The organism is Pseudoalteromonas sp. AOP7-A1-14 (genome assembly GCF_052376275.1).
Classification (GTDB): domain Bacteria; phylum Pseudomonadota; class Gammaproteobacteria; order Enterobacterales; family Alteromonadaceae; genus Pseudoalteromonas.
Genome location: NZ_JBQSVO010000061.1, coordinates 1 through 21,391, shown reverse-complemented (window position 1 = coordinate 21,391; position 21,391 = coordinate 1). Strand labels below are relative to the sequence as shown.

Below are 21,391 nucleotides of genomic sequence, written 5' to 3'. Positions count from 1 at the left end.
AAATTAGCCGTTTAAGTGCCCCTCTCACTAGTGAGCTTGGCAGCTACAACGCAAGTGTTGCCGTAGAAAGTGTCACCTTTGATAAAGCAGGTAACAGCTACGCAACCTTCGATGATAGCAGCACTGCAATGGGCGGGATTGTGATCTCAAATAAAGTCGCATTACATCGAGATGGTCAAGTTTATAATGCTAGTCAAGACAGCATTATTACAGGCGCCGCCACGGGGCTTATTTCACCTAAAGGGATTGATGTTGCTTCAGACAGCGGCATGATTTTTATTGCTGAAAACAATGCAGCCACGCCTGGGATTTTAATCTTTTCAACCTGTACGACAGGAGATGCTAGCCCGTTATTAACTCTAACACCATCAGCTGATGCTATCCCTTGGGATGTTGATTACGACGTTAAAACAGACCGTGCCTTTGTCGCATTAACCAATGGCACAGTGGCGGTGTTTGATGAAGTGAAAAGCAAGCTTATGGCTGGTATGACGACAATCACAGGGGAAGATCGCCTAATCACTCCAGCATCTGGTGGCGCGGCACTCATTGCACCTACCAATATTCACGGTATTGATTACGATGCGTTAAGTGATTCGTTGATTATTTCAGATGTTGGCAGCGCTACTGATGCTACAGATGGTAAAATTTATGTAGTTAATAATGCCGGCAATGCAGCAGGCTTGGTGAACATAAGTGTTAATATCAGTGGCCCAGCAACTATGCTCGGTAACCCAGTTGATATTATGTATAGCGGTAACCACTTGTATGTTGCAGAAAAATCAAACAGCTTAGTGATGCGTTTTGACAATATACTTAATAGCCCTGGAGGCGATATTTCCGCCGATGTAAGCTATTCATTTACAGCCCCTGAGTCAGTGGCTATTTTACCAACCTGGTTGAAATAAAGAGTTTTACTCTTAACCTCACCATGCCCTTTTATGAACTCAACATTCATAAAAGGGCATTTTTAGCGTATCCACACCTTAACATCTGCAAGGCCACTTTCTTGTAATGTTCCTAGCTGCTTATCTACATTGTTACCTTGCTCAAATTCAAAGGCATCAAGTTGTACGTCAAAGGTAATATTCGCAACACCGTCACCACCGCGTTTTTTTACTTGATGAAGCGCAATATCAGCAAGGTTTACCGAAGCTTCCCAACCAATGACTTGACCGCCCAGTAATGGTAACGGATAGAATGACCAACCAATTGAAGTCGTTATATGGGTTGTTTTACCATTAGGTAAGTTAAAAGTATGCTCAGCAACAGCGATACATAAATCAGCTGCATAACTATCAATGGCGCTGCGTTTAAAGTCTCTTAATAGCAGTAAGAATTCATCGCCACTCCAACGAGCCACATAATCAGAGCCTTGAGTTCGGCTATTTAATAAAGCAGCCACTTGCTGTAAACAACTATCACCTGCAAGCGGGCCATAGGCATCGTTGATACGACTAAAGTCGTCAAAATTCATAACTAATAATACCAGCGACTTACCCTGCGCTTGTAAAGACTGAGAGTTACGCTGAAAGTGTTCAATATCTTTAGGAAGCTGATCAAACAAGAAACGTCTACTTCTAAGCCCTGTTAACTCATCTGAGTGGCTCACAAGCTTTAACTGAGAATTAACTTGGTTAAGTTTATCATTAGCTTGGCGTAGTTCACCTGTACGTTCAGTCACTAAGCTCTCAAGCGCAACTTGCTTACGACGTTCTTGCGCTCTAAATACCCAAAATACTAGATAAAAAAGTAATATAAAACTACCGCTGATCAGCAGTCTAAAGTAAATTGTTTCATCAAAACGCCTAGGCACCACAAAAGTGTACTCAGTACGCCGCGCTTTTTTCCAATCATCTCCTTGACGTTTTGCTTCCAATTCAAACAAAAATGGTCCTGGCGGTAAATTAGTATAAATTGCTTCGCGGCGCGTATTGGCATAACGCCAATCGCTATCTAACCCACTGAGCTTATATCTAAACTCAATGCTACTTGGCGCGTAATAATCAATCGCTGTGTATTTGAGGGTAATATCACGTTCATCAGTTTGTAACTTCGGGTTGTCACCCAATGCAGCCGTGGCAAATTTACGTAAGCTCGTGGTGATACTCTCAACTTTAGGCTGCAGCTCTTTGGGTCCAAACAGCTCGACGCTTTTAGGAATTTCGACCACCCCTTGTAAACTGGGATACCAAATTGAATTTCCCGTATCTGCAACAGCATCATGACCAAGACCAGCGCAACATTGGCTGGCTTTACCATCGAGCTTGCGATCAAATGAAGAAATGACTTGTTCTACTTTTAAACTGTCTATATCGCTACCAAACTGGTCTACCGGCATGCGATACACCCCATTCATGGTGCTTACCCAAATTCGTTTTAGTTTATCATCGTAGCTTAAACTAAAAATCGAACCATACGGTAAACCATTCGATGCATCAAGCTGGCGCCACCGGCCTTTCGTACTGCGGTAGAACAAGCCATCATTTAGCGAACCAATTAATATACCAATACCATCAACCTGTAAAATACTGGTCACATAAGCGCTTTCGAGTGTGGTTTGGTCACCTATTTTTTCAATGCCTCGATCGGTAAAGTAATAAGCCCCTTTACTGGTACCAATTAAGCCAAAATTTTCTTTATCAAGCACGTAAGTAATAAACTTACTACCCAAGAAGGCATTGTAGGCAAAAGGAGTTAGCCCTGAGTAGCTCAGCCGGTACATACCTCGCCCGGTACCTAACCAAAACCCACCTTTGCTTGAGCGGCTAATCGCAAATACCGGGTTATCACGTAGTGCCCTGCCGGGTACCGTGAACAAAGTATTATTTTCATAAAAATATACTCCACGCCCGGTGGCTATATAGAGCCTATCCCCATCAAACTGCAAATCATGAACAGCAGTACGACCATATTGATTGCTAGGTATTTTATTAATAAAGTTTTTATCGTAGTCAAAATAGCCTACCCCACTACGATTAGCGACCCACAGTTTGCCATCAGGGGCTGCATTAATCGCCATTACCGATTCAGTCATTTTTGATATAGCGGAGTGGCGCTCAATACGCCCTTCGTGAGCCAGCCACAATCCTTCGCTAAAGCTAGCTAGCCAAATATTATTTTGTTTGTCTCGGTAAATATCCGAAAACCAAATACTTTGATCTAGTTGGCTCGGTTCAACCCATTGCCAATCTCCTGAATTATCGCGAAATAATAAACGTCCATAAGTCGAAATCCATAGTGCGCCATCGGAGTCACTCATAAATTTATAAACCGCGGAGCTATTAGCATTAGGAAGTGGAAAAGGCCGCAGTTCATCATCTAAATCAAGAAAATAAGCACCCAGTTCTGACGCTAAATACAAGTTACCTTCTAACCACGCCATATCATGGATAATGGTTTGCGCTAAGCGCTCAGGTAAGGTTACTTTTGCTGTCAGCTCTAGTCGTCGTTTAGCAAAGTCAGATGAAGAGTTAGTTAAGCGCAGCAAGTAGCGCTCATTAACCAACCAAATACCTTCAGGTGATATTGCCATTTGGCTCACTGAGCCGACAATCTGAGTAATTTTAGTTGCGTGTATAACCGCGGGGAAGGTTAAATCAGCTTGATTAGAGTCGAACTTTAGTTGATTTCGTGAAACAAAATACAAGCCATTAGCTGCAACCCAAACACTACCCTTACCATCTTCGATGATATCGCGTACAGGATCTTTAATATTAAAGGTTTTTATTGCCATAGTGGCAGGGTTTAGAACTACGACGCCCTCTTTAGTACCTACCCATAAATACCCTTCGCTATCGACCAGTAACTTATTAATACCATTACTCGGTAAAAAGGCGCTGTTTTTAGTGTTAAAGTTAGTAAAGGTGTTGCCATCAAAACGGCTCAGGCCAAATTGCGTGCCAAGCCACATGTAGCCTTGCTCATCTTGCACAACGCTTTTTAGTGATTGTGAAGGCAGGCCATTTTGCATGTTCCACTGCTTAACCACATAATCGGTTATCGATGCCATGCTGGGCATGCTACTCAGCAGCAAAAACACAACTAATAAAAATCGTAGCATGACCTTACACCTCATTATGCCAAATATTTAAAACGGTATATAACCAGCTTTAAGTAAGGCTTGCAGACAAACCAGCGAAAATATACCCGCAACAATATCATCCGCCATAATACCCAAACCACCATGCATTCGTTTATCTAATATGCGAATAGGGCCTGGTTTAGCGATATCAAAAAAGCGAAATAATAAAAATCCCACTAATAATGACTGCCAACTAAGTGCAGCGCCAATCATGGTAATGTAAAAGCCTGCGACTTCGTCCCATACAATTGCAGGGTGATCATGTACACCTAAATCATCAGCGGTCTTTCCACAGACCCAAATACCAAAAATACTGATCACTATAGCAAAAACAATTTGCAGCCACAGTGGATAATGCATGGTAATAAATATAAAAGGTAACGCTGCAAAAGTACCAAAAGTACCCGGTGCTTTTGGTGCTAAGCCGAGGCCAAAACCCAAACCAAAAAATTGATGCGGGCGTTTTAAATTAAATAATACAGACTTGTTCAAACCGTCTCCTCGTTAAAATGCTCAAAACCATCACAGCTAAACTCAAGCTTTTTTTTATTGTAACGAAGATCAATTGCCCCTTCACCACTTTTAATCTGACCAATACAACTGGCTTCAACACCATATTGACGCAGCTTTATTTCAAGCATACTTTTTTTATCATCTGGCACAGTAAATAAAAGCTCATAATCATCACCATAATTTAAAATATACGGTAATTGTTGCTCGGTATCTAGGCTTGCTTGCATTGCATCCGAGCGCGGAATTTTATCAACGTCAATCGTTGCACTAACCTGTGACATATCCAAAATATGTCCAAGGTCTGCCAGTAAGCCATCAGATACATCAATAGCCGAAGAAGCTAAACCTCGTAAAACTTGTCCTGCAGCTACTTTAGGGGTTGGATAGTCAAAACACTTATTAAGATAGCCCAAATACTCTGGGGCAATACTTAATCCTTGTTTACGCGATTCAATCGCAAGGCCTGCGTCGCCCAGCGGGCCAGTTACAAAAACCCAATCGCCGACTTTGGCGCCACTACGATGCAGGGCTTTACCTTTTGGCACAGTACCTTTGGCACAAATAGTTATAGCTAGCGGCCCTTGCGTGGTATCGCCACCAATAATCTGCACATTAAAATACTCGGCAATTTCATGCATGCCTTCAGTGAATTCCTCAAGCCACTGCACGTCAAGACTTGGCAATGTTAAAGCAACTGACATCCATGTGGGCTCTGCTCCCATTGCAGCTAAGTCACTTAAATTAACAGCAAGTGCGCGGTGGCCTAAAGCACGGGGAGATATATCGTCAAAAAAATGCACACCTGCCACTAAGGTATCTGTAGTAACAGCAAGCTGACAATTTTCAGGGATGGTAACTAAGGCGCAATCGTCACCGATGCCTAGGTCAACATCACGACGAGTAATACCGCGACCTTTAAAGTAGCGGTTTATTAATTCAAATTCCTTCATATACAAAAAAGCCGGCCCAAGCCGGCTCTCCTTCTTACGGTTTAATTACTTACGCAGTTGTTTAACTGCTTTATCAAGTACACCGTTAACAAATTTATGGCTGTCTTCAGCACCAAATATTTTAGCCAACTCAATGCCTTCATTGATAGCAACTTTATAAGGCACATCTTCGCGGAACTTAAGCTCATAGCTGCTTAAACGTAAAATAGCACGTTCAACTTCATCTAACTCGTCAAATGGACGAGTAAGGTGTGGTGAAACGACTTCGTCTAGTTGCTGATGATTAACTGCAACGCCACGCGCTAAATCTTTAAAATATTCCACATCTATTTTAGTTATGTCATTTTCGATCAACATTTGTTGTTCAATATCGGCAATAGCATTACCACTTAACTGCCAAGAATAAACGGCTTGAAGTGCTAAGATGCGTGCTTTACGTCTTGCTGCTGGTTTCACAGAGATTCCTTAAACTTAAATTTTATCTAACACATTAACCATTTCAAGCGCACCAAGTGCAGCTTCGCCGCCTTTGTTGCCCATTTTGGTGCCCGCGCGCTCAATTGCTTGTTCAATACTTTCAGTGGTTAATACGCCAAATGCAACCGGGATATCATACTCAAGCGATATTTGTGCAAGGCCTTTGTTTGACTCACCTGCTACAAGATCAAAGTGTGGCGTACCACCTCTGATCACCACGCCTAACGCAATGATTGCATCATATTCTTTTTTTGCCGCAACACGTTTTGCCGCTAAAGGTAATTCAACTGCACCAGGTACATATATAACAGTAATATCATCTTCAGATACACCACCAGTGCGCTTTAACTCATCAATAGCACCTGCTAAAAGGCTACTACCAATAAAGTCATTAAAGCGAGAAATGACAATGGCAAATTTTTTGCCTGGGGCGTATTTATTACCTTCAATAATTTTCATTTGATAACCCTAAAAAATAAGTTCGGCGATTGCGCAAAAATTGCAGCGCATCATACCACAAAAATAAAAAGATAGCCTAGCGCCTGTTTGCCTTTGAAAATTAAAACTTGTTTAATCCTGAAGAATAAACAGGCGCTTAGTTTAGCTCGCTTATTGTGGCTCTACGTAGTCAACCACTTCTAAATGAAAGCCCGATAATGCATGGTATTTTTTAGGACGACTCATTAAGCGCATTTTCTCAATACCTAAGTCTGCCAGTATCTGAGAGCCCACACCCACCGTACGAGATGTACCTTTAAACTTACCATGGCTGACACTTTCACCGGCATCCTCTGCGGCAAATGCTTTAACGGTCGCTTCTAAATCTTCAGTCTGCTCTTGCTTGCCTAATATGACTAACGCGCCATTATTTTTAGCGATATACGCCATGGCATCCGATAAGCCCCAACTTCTGTCGACATTACGGTCTGAAAGTAAAATATCGTTAAAAGTATTTTGTAAGTGAACGCGGACTAACGTGGTATCTTCTTTACTAATATCACCTTTAATAAGCGCATAATGAAGTTGACCATCAATAGTGTCTTTATAGGTCACTAAATCAAACGTGCCGTGATCGGTGGGTAACTTACACTTAGCAACACGTTCGATAGTGGTTTCGTTTAGGTTACGGTATTCAATTAAGTCAGCAATGGTACCTATTTTAATACCTTGCTCTTTGGCAAATATTTCTAAGTCAGGGCGACGCGCCATAGTGCCATCGGCATTTAGAACTTCAACAATTACTGATGAGGCTTCAAGCCCTGCTAAGCGCGCTAAATCACAACCTGCTTCGGTGTGCCCTGCGCGTGTTAACACGCCGCCTGGTTGCGCCATAATTGGGAAAATATGACCCGGCTGTACAATATCACTTGGCACCGCGCCTTTACCAATAGCAGCTTGCACAGTACGCGCGCGATCAGCGGCTGAAATACCCGTTGTTACGCCTTTTGACGCTTCAATTGACATCGTGAAATTAGTTGAGAAAGCCGCACCATTATTTTTCACCATTAAGGGTAAGTCAAGCTGTTCACAACGTGCTTGAGTCATGGTTAAACAAATTAAACCGCGGCCATGAGTGGCCATGAAGTTAATGGCTTCGGCGCTGATGTGCTCAGCGGCAATAATTAAGTCGCCTTCATTTTCTCTGTCTTCATCGTCCATTAAAATAACCATTTTACCGGCTTTAATGTCATCGATAATTTCTTGTGCGCTGTGTAAATTCATAACCTACTCATATTAATTTGTGGAGTCTATATACCCAAACCAACTCAAGAAGCGAGTTTCAGTGGGAATTAAAAGCGATTTAGACAAGGCATTGATTGCAAATAATAGTGATTCTATTACTAAAATCAATAGCGAAGTATACGTCGCTTTTAAACCAACCCACCGAGCGTTTCACAAGGGCATACTCTTATCATTGTTATCCCATAAAAGGGCATGCCATTCTTGCAACGTAACACTTTGAGATTAAGCCTGTGTGTAACGCTGAGCTCTGCATCTCGAGTTGGTTTGGGTATTACTTAATAAAGCCTGCTTGCGTGAGTAAGCTCATTGATATATCTGAGCTTGCAGGCTGCTCTGCACCTTTGATCAATCGTTCTAAATAACGGGCTATTTGGTCAACTTCGAGGTTAACCTCAGTGCCAACTTTAAAGTCAGCAATACTCGTTTGTTCGCTAGTATGCGGTACAATGGTGAGTTTGAATTTGTTTTCCTCGACCGCATTTACAGTCAGGCTAATACCATCAACGCAAACAGAACCTTTATAAGGAATGTATTTCATCAACTCGCTGTTAGTACTTAACCAATATTCAGTTGCGCGGGCATTAGGGGTAATACTCGTAATTGTCGCGATGCCATCAACGTGACCTGAAACTAAATGCCCACCAAGACGAGATACCGGTTGCATGGCTTTTTCAAGGTTAACTTTTTGGCCTTGTTTATAGTTAGCAAAACCAGTTAAACCAATTGTCTCATTCGATAGATCAGCACTAAACCCATCACTATGCTTAGTCACCACAGTTAAGCACACACCATTAGTTGCAATGCTGTCTCCAATCTTCACATCAGCCATTTTCAAATCGTTACTTTGAATGCGAATAGCTAAATCACCTAGCTTTTTTTGTAATTCGCTAATGACGCCCGTGGCTTCAATAATCCCAGTAAACATAGTGGTTACTCTTTAGTTATAAGATGGAGTTGTGGTATTTTAGCACGCTTTGCAGTGATACGAATATCATCACCAATCACAGTGCAATCAGTCATTGTTAAATTTACCGCATCTTGCATACTCGTCAGTTCATTAAAATTTAGTAAGCTTTTAGCGTCACTTCCTAAAAACTTAGGTGCAAGATAAACAATGTATTCATCAATAAGGTTTTCTTCAGCCATTTTACCAGCAAGCGTGGCTCCCGCTTCCAACCAAACATGATTAAACTGGCGTTTGGCTAAAATTACTAATGCCGTAATTAAATCAATTTTATTGTTTTTTTCAGGCACCAGTACATGGCTTACAAAATGAGGCCACTGGATTGATTTATCAAGCTGGGTAGTTAGGATTATCACTTCGCTTGCAATGCTAAATAGGGCCAAATCTGGCGTTAAGCGATTTTGTGAATCAATAATAACTCTAACCGGTTGGCGCAAGGGTAAATCTGTCGGTAATTTTTTTGGTAATTCATTTACCCGAACATTGAGCTTAGCATCATCAACTAATACAGTGTCTGCACCACTTAAAATTGCGCAGCTTTGTGCGCGATGCAACTGCACATCTTGGCGAGCTTTAGCACCTGTTATCCATTTGCTTTGGCCATTTTTAAGGGCAGTTTTGCCATCAAGGCTCGCTGCCATTTTACAAGTGACAAATGGTAGGCCCTGTTCCATGCGTTTTAAAAAACCACGATTTAACAACCTTGCTTGTTGTTCTAACAACCCAAACGCAACTTCGATTCCCGCATCTTCTAAAATAGCTAAACCTTTACCTGCAACTTGCGGGTTAGGGTCAACCATGGCTGCTATCACCTTTTTAACGTCCGCGGCTTTTAATCCTTCGGCGCATGGCGGAGTACGTCCATAATGACTGCATGGCTCAAGCGTTACATACGCAGTGGCGCCTTTGGCCTTACTGCCCGCCATTGTTAATGCGTTGACTTCTGCGTGGCCGTGCCCTGCAACTTGGTGAAAACCTTCGCCGACAATAATATCATCTTTAACCAATACACAGCCTACGTTTGGATTGGGCGTAGTAGTAAAACGGCCAAATTTTGCAAGCTCAATAGCGCGTGCCATGTAGTTAGTATCTTGCTCAGTGAATGTTTGCTCACTCATCACTACTCTCCTAAACGAGCAATTTCTTCACCAAACTCACGAATATCTTCAAACGAGCGATACACAGATGCAAAGCGTACATAGGCAACCTTATCAAGTTTTTTAAGTGCTTCCATAATGCACTCGCCTACTAAATGACTAGAAATTTCGCGCTCGCCAGTGCCTCGTAGTTGTGACTTAATGATATTCACTACTTCATCTACTTGCTCGGTACTGACAGGACGCTTTTCTAAGGCGCGCGTTAGGCCATTGAGGAGTTTATCTTCGTTAAATGGTTCGCGGCTGCCGTCTTGTTTTACAACCCGAGGCATCACAAGTTCAGCGCCTTCAAAGGTAGTAAAACGCTCATGGCATTCATTACATTCACGACGGCGTCTTACTTGGTGACCACCGCCAACTAAACGCGAGTCAATCACTTTGGTATCATTTGCGGTGCAAAATGGGCAATGCATAGGTATCAGTTCCGTTAACGACAAAAAAGGCCGCTTTTAAGCGGCCTTTATAATAGCAAAAAACAACGCTATTGTGATCTAAATTACTGTTTACTGCTTAATTAAGCGTAAACAGGTAATTTTTTACAGATTGCTTTAACTTGTTCTTTTACTTGTGCTTGTACTGACTCATCGTTGATGCTGTCTAGTACGTCACAAATCCAGCCAGCAAGCTCTTTTGATTCAGCTTCTTTAAAACCACGACGAGTGATTGCAGGAGAACCAATACGTAGGCCTGATGTAACAAATGGCGAACGTGGATCATTGGGTACTGAGTTCTTGTTCACGGTAATATTTGCATTACCTAATGCTGCATCAGCGTCTTTACCCGTAATGTCTTTATCAATTAAGTCAAGCAAGAACAAGTGGTTTTCTGTTTTATCAGAGACGATTTTGTAGCCGCGTTCTTGCATAACTGCAACCATTGCTTGAGCATTTTTAACAACTTGTGTTTGATAAGCTTTAAACTCAGGCTGTAAAGCTTCTTTAAATGCCACAGCTTTTGCAGCAATAATGTGACATAAAGGACCACCTTGGCCACCAGGGAAAACCGCACTGTTAAGCTTTTTATAGATAGCTTCGTCGCCACACCCTGAGATGATTAAACCGCCACGAGGGCCTGCAAGTGTTTTATGAGTTGTCGTAGTCACAACGTGTGCATGTGGTACCGGGTTTGGATATACACCCGCCGCAATAAGACCAGCAACGTGAGCCATATCAACAAACAGGTAAGCACCTACTTTGTCTGCAATTTCACGAAATTTAGCCCAATCAACAACCCCAGAGTATGCTGAGAAGCCACCGATAATCATTTTTGGTTTATGTTCAAGCGCTAGCGCTTCAACTTGAGCGTAATCAATTTCGCCCGTTACTTCGTCTAGTCCGTATTGAATCGCATTGTAAAGCTTGCCAGAAAAGCTGACGTGTGAACCATGCGTTAAGTGACCGCCATGCGCTAAACTCATACCTAATACTGTATCACCAGCATCTAAAAGTGCTAAGAAAACAGCAGCATTTGCTTGAGAACCGGCATGCGGTTGTACGTTTGCATAATCAGAACCAAAAAGTTCGTTTGCACGGTCAATGGCTAATTGCTCTACTACGTCAACATGCTCACAACCACCGTAGTAACGTTTACCTGGGTAGCCTTCTGCATATTTATTAGTTAGCTGCGAACCCTGTGCTTCAAGTACGCGTGGGCTACAATAGTTTTCAGATGCGATAAGCTCAATGTGTTCTTCTTGGCGAGTAGTTTCTTTGTTGATTGCTTCAAATAACTCTGGATCGAAATCCGAAATATTCATGCTACGTTCTAACATGCGGGCTCCTAGGGCAACGTGTATGGTATTTATGAAGGCCAAATTATACGCTGAAAACGTCAATTTGCCTATGTTGTATTGATGAACATATTTAAACAGGGATTGAATTTATTTCACAGTGTTTTAGTAATGATATTTTTTTATAGAAACATTAAAAATATAAATGCCTAACCACTACTACATTTTCAAAGTTAATATTAAATTCATTTTGCACTTTCTCTATTAACTACCACATTAGCTGGCTTTAATTTAGTGGGTATCGACATTTAACGAATGCGGCAGGAGCGCTACCGGTGTAATGCTCTCTTTTGTTGGCCATTTATTTTAGCCTTAAGACTTTAAACTGCCGCTCATACGTCTAATTAAGGGTTATTAAAAAGCCGAACATTGTATTTAATGTCCGGCTTTTATCGTAATAAAGTCGTCTCTTAAAGTCTTAGCCTAACTTAGCTAATATTTCAGAGCGAAGTGCATCATAGTCATCAGCTATATCTTGTGCTAAACATGGTTTAGCTAAGGCATCTGCTAGTGGTTTAGGCATTTCGAGTTCAATATTTAAAATCTCTTCAACACTTTCTTTAAACTTAGCAGGATGTGCCGTCGCCAAAAAAACACCCGCGGTATTTGGTGCTAAATTAGCTTTTAATCCCTGATAAGCTATTGCCGTATGTGGCTCAGCAAGATAACCCGTTTGTTGAATTTTTTTCATCACTGTTTGCGTTTCACTTTCGTCCACACTCGTTGAATAAAAGTCATCATAACTAAACCAGTTATTATCAAGCATGGTTTGTACACGCGGCCAGTTATTAGGTTTGCTAACATCCATAGCATTTGATAACGATTCAATTGTGGTATTTGGAGCCCAATTTTTATCAAGGATAAAACGCGGCACAGTATCGTTTTGATTAGTTGTCGCGCTAAGCTTATCTACTGGTAAGCCAATGACGGCACCAATCATCGCAGCACAAACATTACCAAAGTTACCACTAGGTACTGAAATATGCGCACTAGCACGCTTTTCTTTAGGTAGTTGAGCAATCGCCTCAAAGTAATAACATACTTGAGCCACTAAGCGGCTAATATTAATTGAGTTTGCTGAATTTAGACCTAAGCGAGATTGAACCTCATCATCTAAAAACGCATTTTTAACCATACTTTGACAATCGTCAAAACTGCCTTCAACCGCATAGCAATGAATGTTATTGCCAAGAGTGGTAAATAACTTTTGCTGCGCCAATGAAATTTTGCCTTTAGGGTAAAGAATAACCACGTCAATATTTGGCTTGTTATAAAAAGCATGCGCAACAGCAGCCCCTGTATCACCTGAGGTGGCGGTTAAAATTGTGGTTTTTTCGCCTTGACTAAACCGAGCTAAACACTCAGCCATAAAGCGCCCGCCAAAATCTTTAAACGCAAGCGTTGGCCCGTGGAATAACTCTAAACAATAAATATTCTCTTCAACTTCTACCAGCTTAACCGGGAAGTTAAAGGCGCTTTCCACCATTTTTTCTACCGTGTCTGCAGGGAGTTCATCCCCAATTAAATGAGACAGTATTTTGCTACTACGGGTGACAAAGTCCATATCTAATAGCGCATCAATATTTTCCATTGGTGCTAAAGATTCAGGGAAAAACACCCCTTGATTACGACCTAGGCCTGTTTTAACCGCTTCGATAAATGACACCTTTTGCGAGTCATCTTTTAAATTATGTAATTGCATTTGTTCTAATTTCCTTTAACTCTTTACAACTGACGTGTGCCCGCATTATCAAGCTTACAAACATGGCAAAAGCCTTGTTCATTAATATAGTTTTGTTCAAGCCATGCTGCACATTCCTTGGCCGCATCTACACTTTTACACAGTGCAAATAATGTAGGCCCTGCGCCTGAAATGCTAATGATTTCAGCGCCAAGTTCTGGCAGTGTTGCTTTAGCTTCACTAAAGCCTTGAATAAGTGGCGCTCGGTAGGGTTCAGCTATTTCATCACTCATGATACTAAGCGCATCATCAAAACGCTTAGCCAGTAATAAGCTACTAAACGCCGATAAGCGCTGTGCAAACTCAACACTTGCATGCATGCTTAATTCTTTAGGTAACACTGAGCGTGCTTTAGCGGTATTTAGTGAAAACCCTGGAAAGGCAGCAACGTAATACCAGTTTTCATCAACGGGTAAGCTAATTGATTTATTGGGAATTAAATCACCTGTTAGTTGTAAACCACCTAAATAACAGGGGGTGATATTATCGTAATGACGACCGCCACTGACTATAGCTTCAAAATCGGCCATCAATTCAATTAATTCAACTTGGCTAAGTTTTGTACCCGCAAATTTATCAAGGGCAGCAAAAGTCGCGACTACGGAGCACGCACTTGAACCAAGCCCAGAACCAATTGGTAAATTCTTTTTAAGCTCGAGCTTGACGCACGGCATACTTGGCATTATGTGTTCGCGAAAATGCACTAAACATTGATATGCTAAGTTTTCCTTAACATTACCCGGTAACTTATGAGCATAGTCGCCTGAGCAAGTAAATTCGTCAGTTGTCGCAGGACTTACTGCAACTACATCGCCAAGTAATGTACCATCGATAGGCGCAAGTGCCGCGCCAAGAGCATCAAAACCTACGGAAAAGTTACCAATTGAAGCAGGGGCATAAACTTCGATCATAATGCTCTCCTAGCGCGACAATGTTTTTAAGATATCAGCAAACACACCTGCCGCTGTTACTTCAGAGCCTGCACCATAACCACGAATAACGAATGGGCGCGGCTGATAATATTGACTTAAAATAGCGAGGGCATTTTCGCCGTCACGAATATCATAAAGGGCATGCTTAGTATCAACGGCTTCAATACCTACTTTGCAGTGACCATCTTCAATAGTGCCAACATAACGCAATACTTTACCTTCGTTAGCTGCGCTTTGAATGCGATCATTAAAAGCGGCATCTAAACTTGGCAGTTTTGCCATAAACTCATCAATACTTTCGCCTTCGGCAAAACCTTCAGGCAATACTGACTCCACTTCGATATCATTAAGCTCAAGTGGTAACCCCGATTCACGTGCAATGATTAGTAGCTTACGCGCCACGTCAGTACCTGATAAATCATCACGAGGATCTGGCTCTGTAAAGCCACTTTCTTTGGCTTTTTGTGTTGCCTCTGATAATGATAGGCCATCTTGTAAAGCACCAAACATATAAGAAAGTGAACCTGATAAAATACCGCTGAATTTTAATAACTCATCACCTGCACTAAACAGCAATTGCAAGTTATCAAGTACCGGCAAACCAGCACCAACGTTAGTTTCATATAAAAATTTACGGCTATTTTTATGTGTTGCTGCAACAAGTTCCTGATAATAAGCATAAGAACTGGTATTGGCTTTCTTATTAGCAGCAACAACATGAAAACCGGCATTTAAAAAGTCTACATATTGCCCGGCAAGCGCATCTGATGAACTACAATCAACCAATACAGGGTTAATTAAATGGTTTTGTTTAACAAATTGTTCGACTAGTTTTAAATCAAAGCTTTGCTCTGAATCTGCTAACTTTTGCTGCCAATCATCAAAAGCAATACCTTCGCTATCAAGGTGTAATTGACGGGAGTTTGCTACACCATACAAGTTAAGTTTAATGTTACGCTTTTCAAGCCATGCTTGTTGGCGCTCTAATTGCTGAATAAGCTCTTGACCTACTAAACCACAGCCTAGTAAAAACACATCGATTGATGGAATATGAGTAAAGAAGTTTTCATGGCACACTTTTACAGCATCGTTACACAGCTCGCCGTCGATCACCGCCGAAATAGCACTTTCTGTAGAATCTTGGGCAATGGCAACAATGTTTACTTGTGCTTGTGATAAAGACGAAAAAAACTTAGCCGCTAAGCCGCGATGCGCACGCATGTTGTCACCAACTAAAGTCACTATAGCTAGGTTACGCTGTACTTGCACTGGCTCAATTAAACCCGCTTTTGACTCGAGTTCAAAGGCTGATTGCAACGCAGCAAGAGCAAATGATAAATCTGTTTCATGCACACAAAAGCTAATACTAAATTCACATGACGACTGGGTGATTAAAACAATTGACACGTTATCGTGAGCAAGCGCATTAAATACTTTTGACGCCATACCCACTTTACCTTTCATGCCTGGGCCTGAAACCGTTAGCATTGCAAGATTTTGTAAGCTTGAAAGCGCTTTTACAGACTCTGATGACACATTATCATTACTGATCAATGACCCTTCAGCTAGCGGGTTATGGGTATTTTTAATTTCGCATGGCACACCCGCTTTCGCGCACGGTAAAATTGTTTTTGGATGTAATACTTTAGCACCAAAATAAGAAAGCTCCATGGCTTCTTTATACGATAAAAAATCAACTTTAGTGGCTTTTTTGATATAGCGCGGATCCGCATTATATACGCCATCAACGTCTGTCCAAATTTGGCAAACATCGGCTTCTAAACAGGCAGCGGCAATGGCCGCTGAATAATCTGAACCATTACGGCCAAGTGTTGTTAGTTCGCCTTGTTCATTGCTCGCTGTAAAACCAGGCATAATATAAATAGTGGCCGGGTTTGCTTTTAAGGCAGCTTGAAAACGTACTTTACTGGTAACTAAATCAGCTTCGGCATCAATGTGACCACCCGTCGAGGCGATACAATTGGTTGCTTCAAGGTAATGGGCATTGTTATCACTCAATAAACGCTGCATCAGTGATACACTAATGCGCTCGCCAAAACTAATCACAAATGCGCGAACTTGGTCTGGACAACATTTTATTAATTTAACGCCGGCTAGTTTCTCTTTAAGTTCATTTAAATTTGGCCAGTTTTCAAGCTGGCCGTATTCGGCTTCAACCGCTGCCTTTAAACTTTCAGCGCGCTCAACTAAGGCTTGCCAAAGTTCGCTATAATCATCGCCTTGCTCAGCACTAGCGGCGAGTGTAACTAACGAATCTGTCATACCGCCGGGCGCTGAAAGCACCAATAACATTTCATCTTTTAATTGTGTTTTAACTAATTGAGCTACTTGCTGTAAGCAAGCAAAGTCGGCAAGTGATGACCCACCAAATTTTAATACGCGCATTTTTTATGTTCCTCATCCCATAAAACGAAAAAAGGCCTATGTTCTTAGTGAACACAGGCCTTTAAATTTGTTGCACCGACCTATGCCACTATCCAGTAAGAATGGTGGTTGTAATAATAATAGTGGTCAGTACGTGATTATTTATTTTCATAGCCTGTAGACTGCCTTAAACAGTCCTATTCTGTCAACCCCACTTAAAAAGATAAATTATGCTGTTTGGTTATAAAGAAAACGATAAGGTGCCAAATTTATGCAGTGTTTTTTCAACCTCTTTTTATCAACTGCCTTATTAATAAAATCTATAGCGCCTTAGTTAACGATGCGTTGTTTCATTTTTGTTTGTATATTCGCGGAGATCACCAATACAAAACATACTATTTTTTGCTCTTGAATAGTTTCTAATACTTTCACATCATCGACTTCTGGCACGATAAAATCTAAATGAAGTAAGTCAAAACTATATTGATTTTATAACTCTAACGCCTCACGCCCATTACAGGCTTGCATAATCCTAGCGGTGACACACTTATTTGCGTGCACTACTTACTTTCGAGCTATTGTGGAGTCGGCGCATACTAATATGGAAAATTCATAAATTAATATTACATTTAACCTTGGCAAAAAACTGTCTGTGGCGATATTGATGTTACCAGCTCACCAGACAATGGACTGCATTATCGCATTAGCTTTTTAAAAAACATGCGTAAACCACTTTCAATGTTTAATCGGTAAGTAATTAAATCCCCATTCATGGCACAATCATTCATTTCAGGGCTAGCCTTTTATTGCTATGATTAGGCAATTTTATACACAGGACATTCCTTATTATGTGGTTTAGTAACTTAATTTGTTACCGCTTTAAGCAAGACGTATCGTATACGCAAGAAGACTTTGAAACAGCTCTCGAACAGGATCTATTCCGTTCATGTGGTGGCCAAGATCTCTCTACATTTGGTTGGACCAAGGCATTTGGTAAACATGGCCAAACATTATCGCACTTTTCACAAAAAAGTATTTTAGTGTGTGCAAAACGTGAAGAAAAAGTATTACCCGCAGCTGTTATTAATGAGTTGGTTGTTGAAAAAATAGAGCAAATTGAAATAGAAGAAAATCGACCTGTTAAGAAAAAAGAAAAAGACGAACTAAAAGAAAACATTCTTCACACCCTTTTGCCACAAGCCTTTAAAAAATCAAGCTTACAATTTGCCTTTATTGACCAAGAAAATGGCTGGGTAGTCGTTAATAGCAGTAGCTTTAATAAAGCCGAAGAACTACTCGCACTACTTCGTAAGTCACTGGGTACACTGCCTGTTGTACCAGCCTTTGCAAACTATGACTTAGATGTATTTTTGACTGACTGGCTTACCAACTTTACTACCCCTGAAGGCTTTGCTATTGGCGCTGATGCTGAACTTGAAGAGGCTGATGATAGCGGTGCACAAGTTAAACTAAAAGGCCATGACCTAAGCTGTGATGAAGTTAAAGCTCACCTTGAAAATGGTAAGCGTGTCACTAAGCTTGCACTTGATTGGCAAGAACGTTTGAAATTTATGCTACAAAATGACGGTTCAATTAAACGTTTAAGCTATTCAGAAACGCTTAAAGAAGAAAATGCTGATATTCCTAAAGAAGATATGGCAGTGAAGCTCGACGCTGACTTTATTTTAGCTTCTGAGGAAATTAAGCAATTACTAGAAGAACTCACCGCAGGTTTAGGTGACGTTGAAGATTTAACGTGATCTTTTTACGTAAACCTTAATGAAAAAGCGCCATTGATATCAATGGCGCTTTTTCGTTTAATTAGTTGTTAACTTATTTTTGTATTAACCAAATACTATTTTCACATCATCTATCCTTGCATGGTATTCATCGGTAGTGAATATTCCAAGCGAGGTATAATCCCTTTATCGATATAGCTTTTAATACTGCATACTTATCAATAACTTGACGACACTCTACTTCAATTACAATAGGTAGCACATCAATTTACTGCAATTTCAGACAAGGTAGCAAGAACCAAGGTGTTATTATTTATTCAGACGACCAAAATGGTCATTAAAGCGTTTTCTATTGCCGTAAATGTGACATTCTTTTTTGATTAGCAGCTACAAAGATATTTAATCCCGTGTTGACTAAGAGTTACCGTTAAAGTTGAAAAATACAGAACTGTTTTGTACTTGCTATTTAATACTGAGTTTTGTTTAATAACTATAATGTAGTACCCAGTAATCAATATTGGTTTAACGTACTATTACCTCTCATATCTTTTAACAGGCAATGTAATGATTATTAATAAAATTAGCCAAGCACTGATTTTAAGCGGTGCAGTTTTTCTTGGCGCATGCTCTGAGCAAGCCCCTTCTCCTAAAAAAGAATCAACCGCTGATGTTGAAAAAAAAGCGGCTTCCCCTGTAAAACCCGGCATCAAACTGGTTAATGCCGAGCAAAGCCGCCTTGATATCTACACCGACTTTACGCTTACCAGTGATTTATCGCACTTAAGCGCGAATCAAAAGAAAATGATTGCCAAGCTTATTGATGCTTCAAAAGTAATGGATGAGCTTTTTTGGCGTCAAGCCTTTGGTGAAGGTAAAGACGAGCTATTAAGTAACATCAGCGATGACAAAGTGAAAAAGTTTGCTGATATAAACTACGGTCCTTGGGATCGCTTAAATGGCGATAAAGTATTTTTGTCTGGCTTTGAAGAAAAAGCAGCTGGCGCCCAATTTTACCCTGCAGATATCACAAAAGAAGAGCTAAATAATGCTGACGTTGATGAAAAAACCGATTTGTATTCTGTAATAAAGCGTGATGATACCGGCAAACTTTTCAGTGTCGCTTATTCACAGGAATACGCAGAACCACTTGAAAAAGCGGCTAACTTACTACGTGAAGCTAGCGCTTTAGCTGATGATAAAGAGTTTGCAAACTATCTAAACTTACGCGCAAGCGCTCTACAAAACGACCAGTACCAAGCATCAGACTTTGCTTGGATGGATATGAAAAATAATCCTATTGATATCGTTATTGGCCCTATCGAAACCTATGAAGACCAATTATTTGGTTATCGCGCAGCGTTCGAATCGTATGTACTTATTAAAGATTTAAAGTGGTCAGAACGTTTAGCAAAGTTCGCAGCCTTTCTACCTGAGTTACAAAAGGGCCTACCCGTTGATGAAAAATACAAGCAAGAAGTACCTGGCTCTGATGCCGACTTAAATGCTTACGATGTAATTTACTACGCCGGGCATTCAAATGCGGGTAGTAAAACAATCGCCATTAACCTACCTAATGATGAACAAGTGCAGTTAGAAAAAGGCACCCGCCGTTTACAACTTAAAAATGCTATGCGTGCTAAATTTGATAAAATTTTAGTGCCAATTTCAGAGCAGTTAATTGCTCCTGAACAACGTAAATATATTACCTTTGACGCATTTTTTGCCAATACTATGTTTCATGAAGTGGCTCATGGTTTAGGTATAAAAAATACTCTAACCGGTAGGGGTACCGTTCGTCAGTCTCTTCAAGAGCACGCCAGTGCCCTTGAAGAAGGTAAAGCGGATATTTTAGGGTTGTACATGGTTGAACAATTACTTAAAAAAGGCGAAATCACCGAAGGCAGACTTGAAGATTACTACACCACCTTTATGGCTGGCATCTTCCGTTCAGTACGTTTTGGCGCTTCAAGTGCGCACGGTAAAGCAAACATGATCCGCTTTAACTTTTTCGCACAAGAAGGCGCATTTTCTAAAAATGACAATGGCTTATATCGTGTAAATATGGAAAAAATGGGTCTGGCGATGGAAAAGCTTTCACGTCTTATTTTAACCTTGCAAGGTGACGGTGATTATCAAAAAGTAGATCAACTTATTGCTACTCACGGCAATATCAAAGCAGAACTAGCTAAAGATTTAGAAAAGCTAAGCGAAGCTAATATTCCGGTTGATGTTACCTTTAAACAAGGTAAAGAAGTGTTGGGCCTTAACTAGTTTCAGCTTATTTATTACCTAAAAACAGTCTAAAAAAGCGTTACAGTTAAAAACTGTAACGCTTTTTTATTGAGCACAAGATACTGTGCATACTACTTATTAGGGCGTGTTTATATTTCAAGGTTAAATTTGCGCTGCTCACGAGTTGTTTTTAGGGATAATTAACTCATTATTACCTATATAAATATAGGTAAAGTGCGTGAACAGGATGCGTCACTTTATTCAATTTTCACTTAGCCCGCCAGGTTATAAGTCTCGCACCGCAATTAAATTGCCCCTAAATTGAACGAATTTTAATCCTGAAAGGTCAACACTCTCGTTATGGTTACTTTGTAGTAATTATTTTGCGCACTACGGGCTCTAAACTGCTCATTCCCCAATGTCTTCCCTTGGCTAATGAAGATTCTATATCGAGTCCTTCTGCATGGGCAGAGATTGCAATTAAAGCTCCTACTCTATTACTGCTAGCACAATGTAGCAGTACAGGCTCGCCTTTTAGCTCCCCCATTACAGTAGCCAACTGTTGTGCGTTTTCGACGCTAATATCTTGCGCGCCTGAAATTGGCAATGAGTAATATTGCATCCCTAATGAAGTGACTAATTTAGCTTCATCCCAGTCTTTCTCATTTTCAGTTCGTAAATTAAT

The 21,391-nt window shown here is 40.8% G+C and carries 15 protein-coding genes and 2 pseudogenes; 3 read left to right on the top strand and 14 right to left on the bottom strand.

Annotation, left to right across the window (positions count from 1 at the left end; all coding sequences use genetic code 11):
* A pseudogene (locus ACT3RM_RS10700) lies at window positions 1–908 on the top strand (hypothetical protein); the annotation flags it as partial.
* Window positions 909–970: 62 nt separating this feature from the next.
* On the opposite strand, the gene ACT3RM_RS10695 reads toward ACT3RM_RS10700, so the two are convergent.
* The 13 genes from ACT3RM_RS10695 to thrA form a co-directional block, all read right to left on the bottom strand.
* Window positions 971–4,063, bottom strand: coding sequence for a diguanylate cyclase domain-containing protein (locus ACT3RM_RS10695; protein ID WP_441835384.1), 3,093 nt, complete (start codon window positions 4,061–4,063; stop codon window positions 971–973).
* A 27-nt stretch (window positions 4,064–4,090) separates the two neighbouring features.
* Complete coding sequence (locus ACT3RM_RS10690) at window positions 4,091–4,576, bottom strand: phosphatidylglycerophosphatase A family protein (RefSeq protein ID WP_441835383.1); 486 nt, start codon at window positions 4,574–4,576, stop codon at window positions 4,091–4,093.
* Window positions 4,573–5,547, bottom strand: a complete 975-nt coding sequence (thiL, locus tag ACT3RM_RS10685) for a thiamine-phosphate kinase (protein WP_441835382.1) — start codon at window positions 5,545–5,547, stop codon at window positions 4,573–4,575. Before thiL ends, ACT3RM_RS10690 begins: the two co-directional genes overlap by 4 nt.
* Before the next feature lie 45 nt (window positions 5,548–5,592).
* Window positions 5,593–6,003 carry a transcription antitermination factor NusB gene (gene nusB / locus ACT3RM_RS10680; RefSeq protein WP_441835381.1) on the bottom strand — a complete coding sequence of 137 codons (411 nt, stop codon included), beginning with the start codon at window positions 6,001–6,003 and terminating at the stop codon, window positions 5,593–5,595.
* 15 nt (window positions 6,004–6,018) lie between these two features.
* Complete coding sequence (gene ribH, locus ACT3RM_RS10675) at window positions 6,019–6,483, bottom strand: 6,7-dimethyl-8-ribityllumazine synthase (RefSeq protein WP_441835380.1); 465 nt, start codon at window positions 6,481–6,483, stop codon at window positions 6,019–6,021.
* 150 nt (window positions 6,484–6,633) lie between these two features.
* Window positions 6,634–7,746, bottom strand: coding sequence for a bifunctional 3,4-dihydroxy-2-butanone-4-phosphate synthase/GTP cyclohydrolase II (ribBA, locus tag ACT3RM_RS10670; protein WP_441835379.1), 1,113 nt, complete (start codon window positions 7,744–7,746; stop codon window positions 6,634–6,636).
* A gap of 292 nt (window positions 7,747–8,038) precedes the next feature.
* Entirely contained in the window at window positions 8,039–8,692 is a 654-nt protein-coding gene (locus ACT3RM_RS10665; RefSeq protein WP_441835378.1) for a riboflavin synthase, read from the bottom strand.
* Between the two features lie 5 nt (window positions 8,693–8,697).
* Window positions 8,698–9,849, bottom strand: coding sequence for a bifunctional diaminohydroxyphosphoribosylaminopyrimidine deaminase/5-amino-6-(5-phosphoribosylamino)uracil reductase RibD (gene ribD / locus ACT3RM_RS10660; RefSeq protein WP_441835377.1), 1,152 nt, complete (start codon window positions 9,847–9,849; stop codon window positions 8,698–8,700).
* A 2-nt stretch (window positions 9,850–9,851) separates the two neighbouring features.
* Window positions 9,852–10,301, bottom strand: coding sequence for a transcriptional regulator NrdR (nrdR, locus tag ACT3RM_RS10655; protein WP_441835385.1), 450 nt, complete (start codon window positions 10,299–10,301; stop codon window positions 9,852–9,854).
* A 101-nt stretch (window positions 10,302–10,402) separates the two neighbouring features.
* Window positions 10,403–11,659 (bottom strand): serine hydroxymethyltransferase, encoded by a 1,257-nt coding sequence (glyA, locus tag ACT3RM_RS10650; protein WP_441835376.1) that lies wholly within the window; start codon window positions 11,657–11,659, stop codon window positions 10,403–10,405.
* 436 nt (window positions 11,660–12,095) lie between these two features.
* Window positions 12,096–13,379 carry a threonine synthase gene (thrC, locus tag ACT3RM_RS10645; RefSeq protein WP_441835375.1) on the bottom strand — a complete coding sequence of 428 codons (1,284 nt, stop codon included), beginning with the start codon at window positions 13,377–13,379 and terminating at the stop codon, window positions 12,096–12,098.
* A 23-nt stretch (window positions 13,380–13,402) separates the two neighbouring features.
* Window positions 13,403–14,329: a homoserine kinase gene (gene thrB, locus ACT3RM_RS10640; RefSeq protein ID WP_441835374.1), complete on the bottom strand. Its 927-nt coding sequence runs from the start codon at window positions 14,327–14,329 to the stop codon at window positions 13,403–13,405.
* Window positions 14,330–14,338: 9 nt separating this feature from the next.
* Window positions 14,339–16,756: a bifunctional aspartate kinase/homoserine dehydrogenase I gene (gene thrA / locus ACT3RM_RS10635; protein ID WP_441835373.1), complete on the bottom strand. Its 2,418-nt coding sequence runs from the start codon at window positions 16,754–16,756 to the stop codon at window positions 14,339–14,341.
* 827 nt (window positions 16,757–17,583) lie between these two features.
* On the opposite strand from thrA, the gene rdgC reads away from it, so the two are divergent.
* Window positions 17,584–18,495: a recombination-associated protein RdgC gene (gene rdgC / locus ACT3RM_RS10630; RefSeq protein WP_441835372.1), complete on the top strand. Its 912-nt coding sequence runs from the start codon at window positions 17,584–17,586 to the stop codon at window positions 18,493–18,495.
* 543 nt (window positions 18,496–19,038) lie between these two features.
* A complete protein-coding gene (locus ACT3RM_RS10625; protein WP_441835371.1) occupies window positions 19,039–20,745 on the top strand; it encodes a dipeptidyl-peptidase 3 family protein in 1,707 nt (568 codons plus the stop codon).
* A gap of 325 nt (window positions 20,746–21,070) precedes the next feature.
* On the opposite strand, the pseudogene ACT3RM_RS10620 reads toward ACT3RM_RS10625, so the two are convergent.
* Window positions 21,071–21,391: pseudogene (locus ACT3RM_RS10620) on the bottom strand (hypothetical protein); the annotation flags it as partial.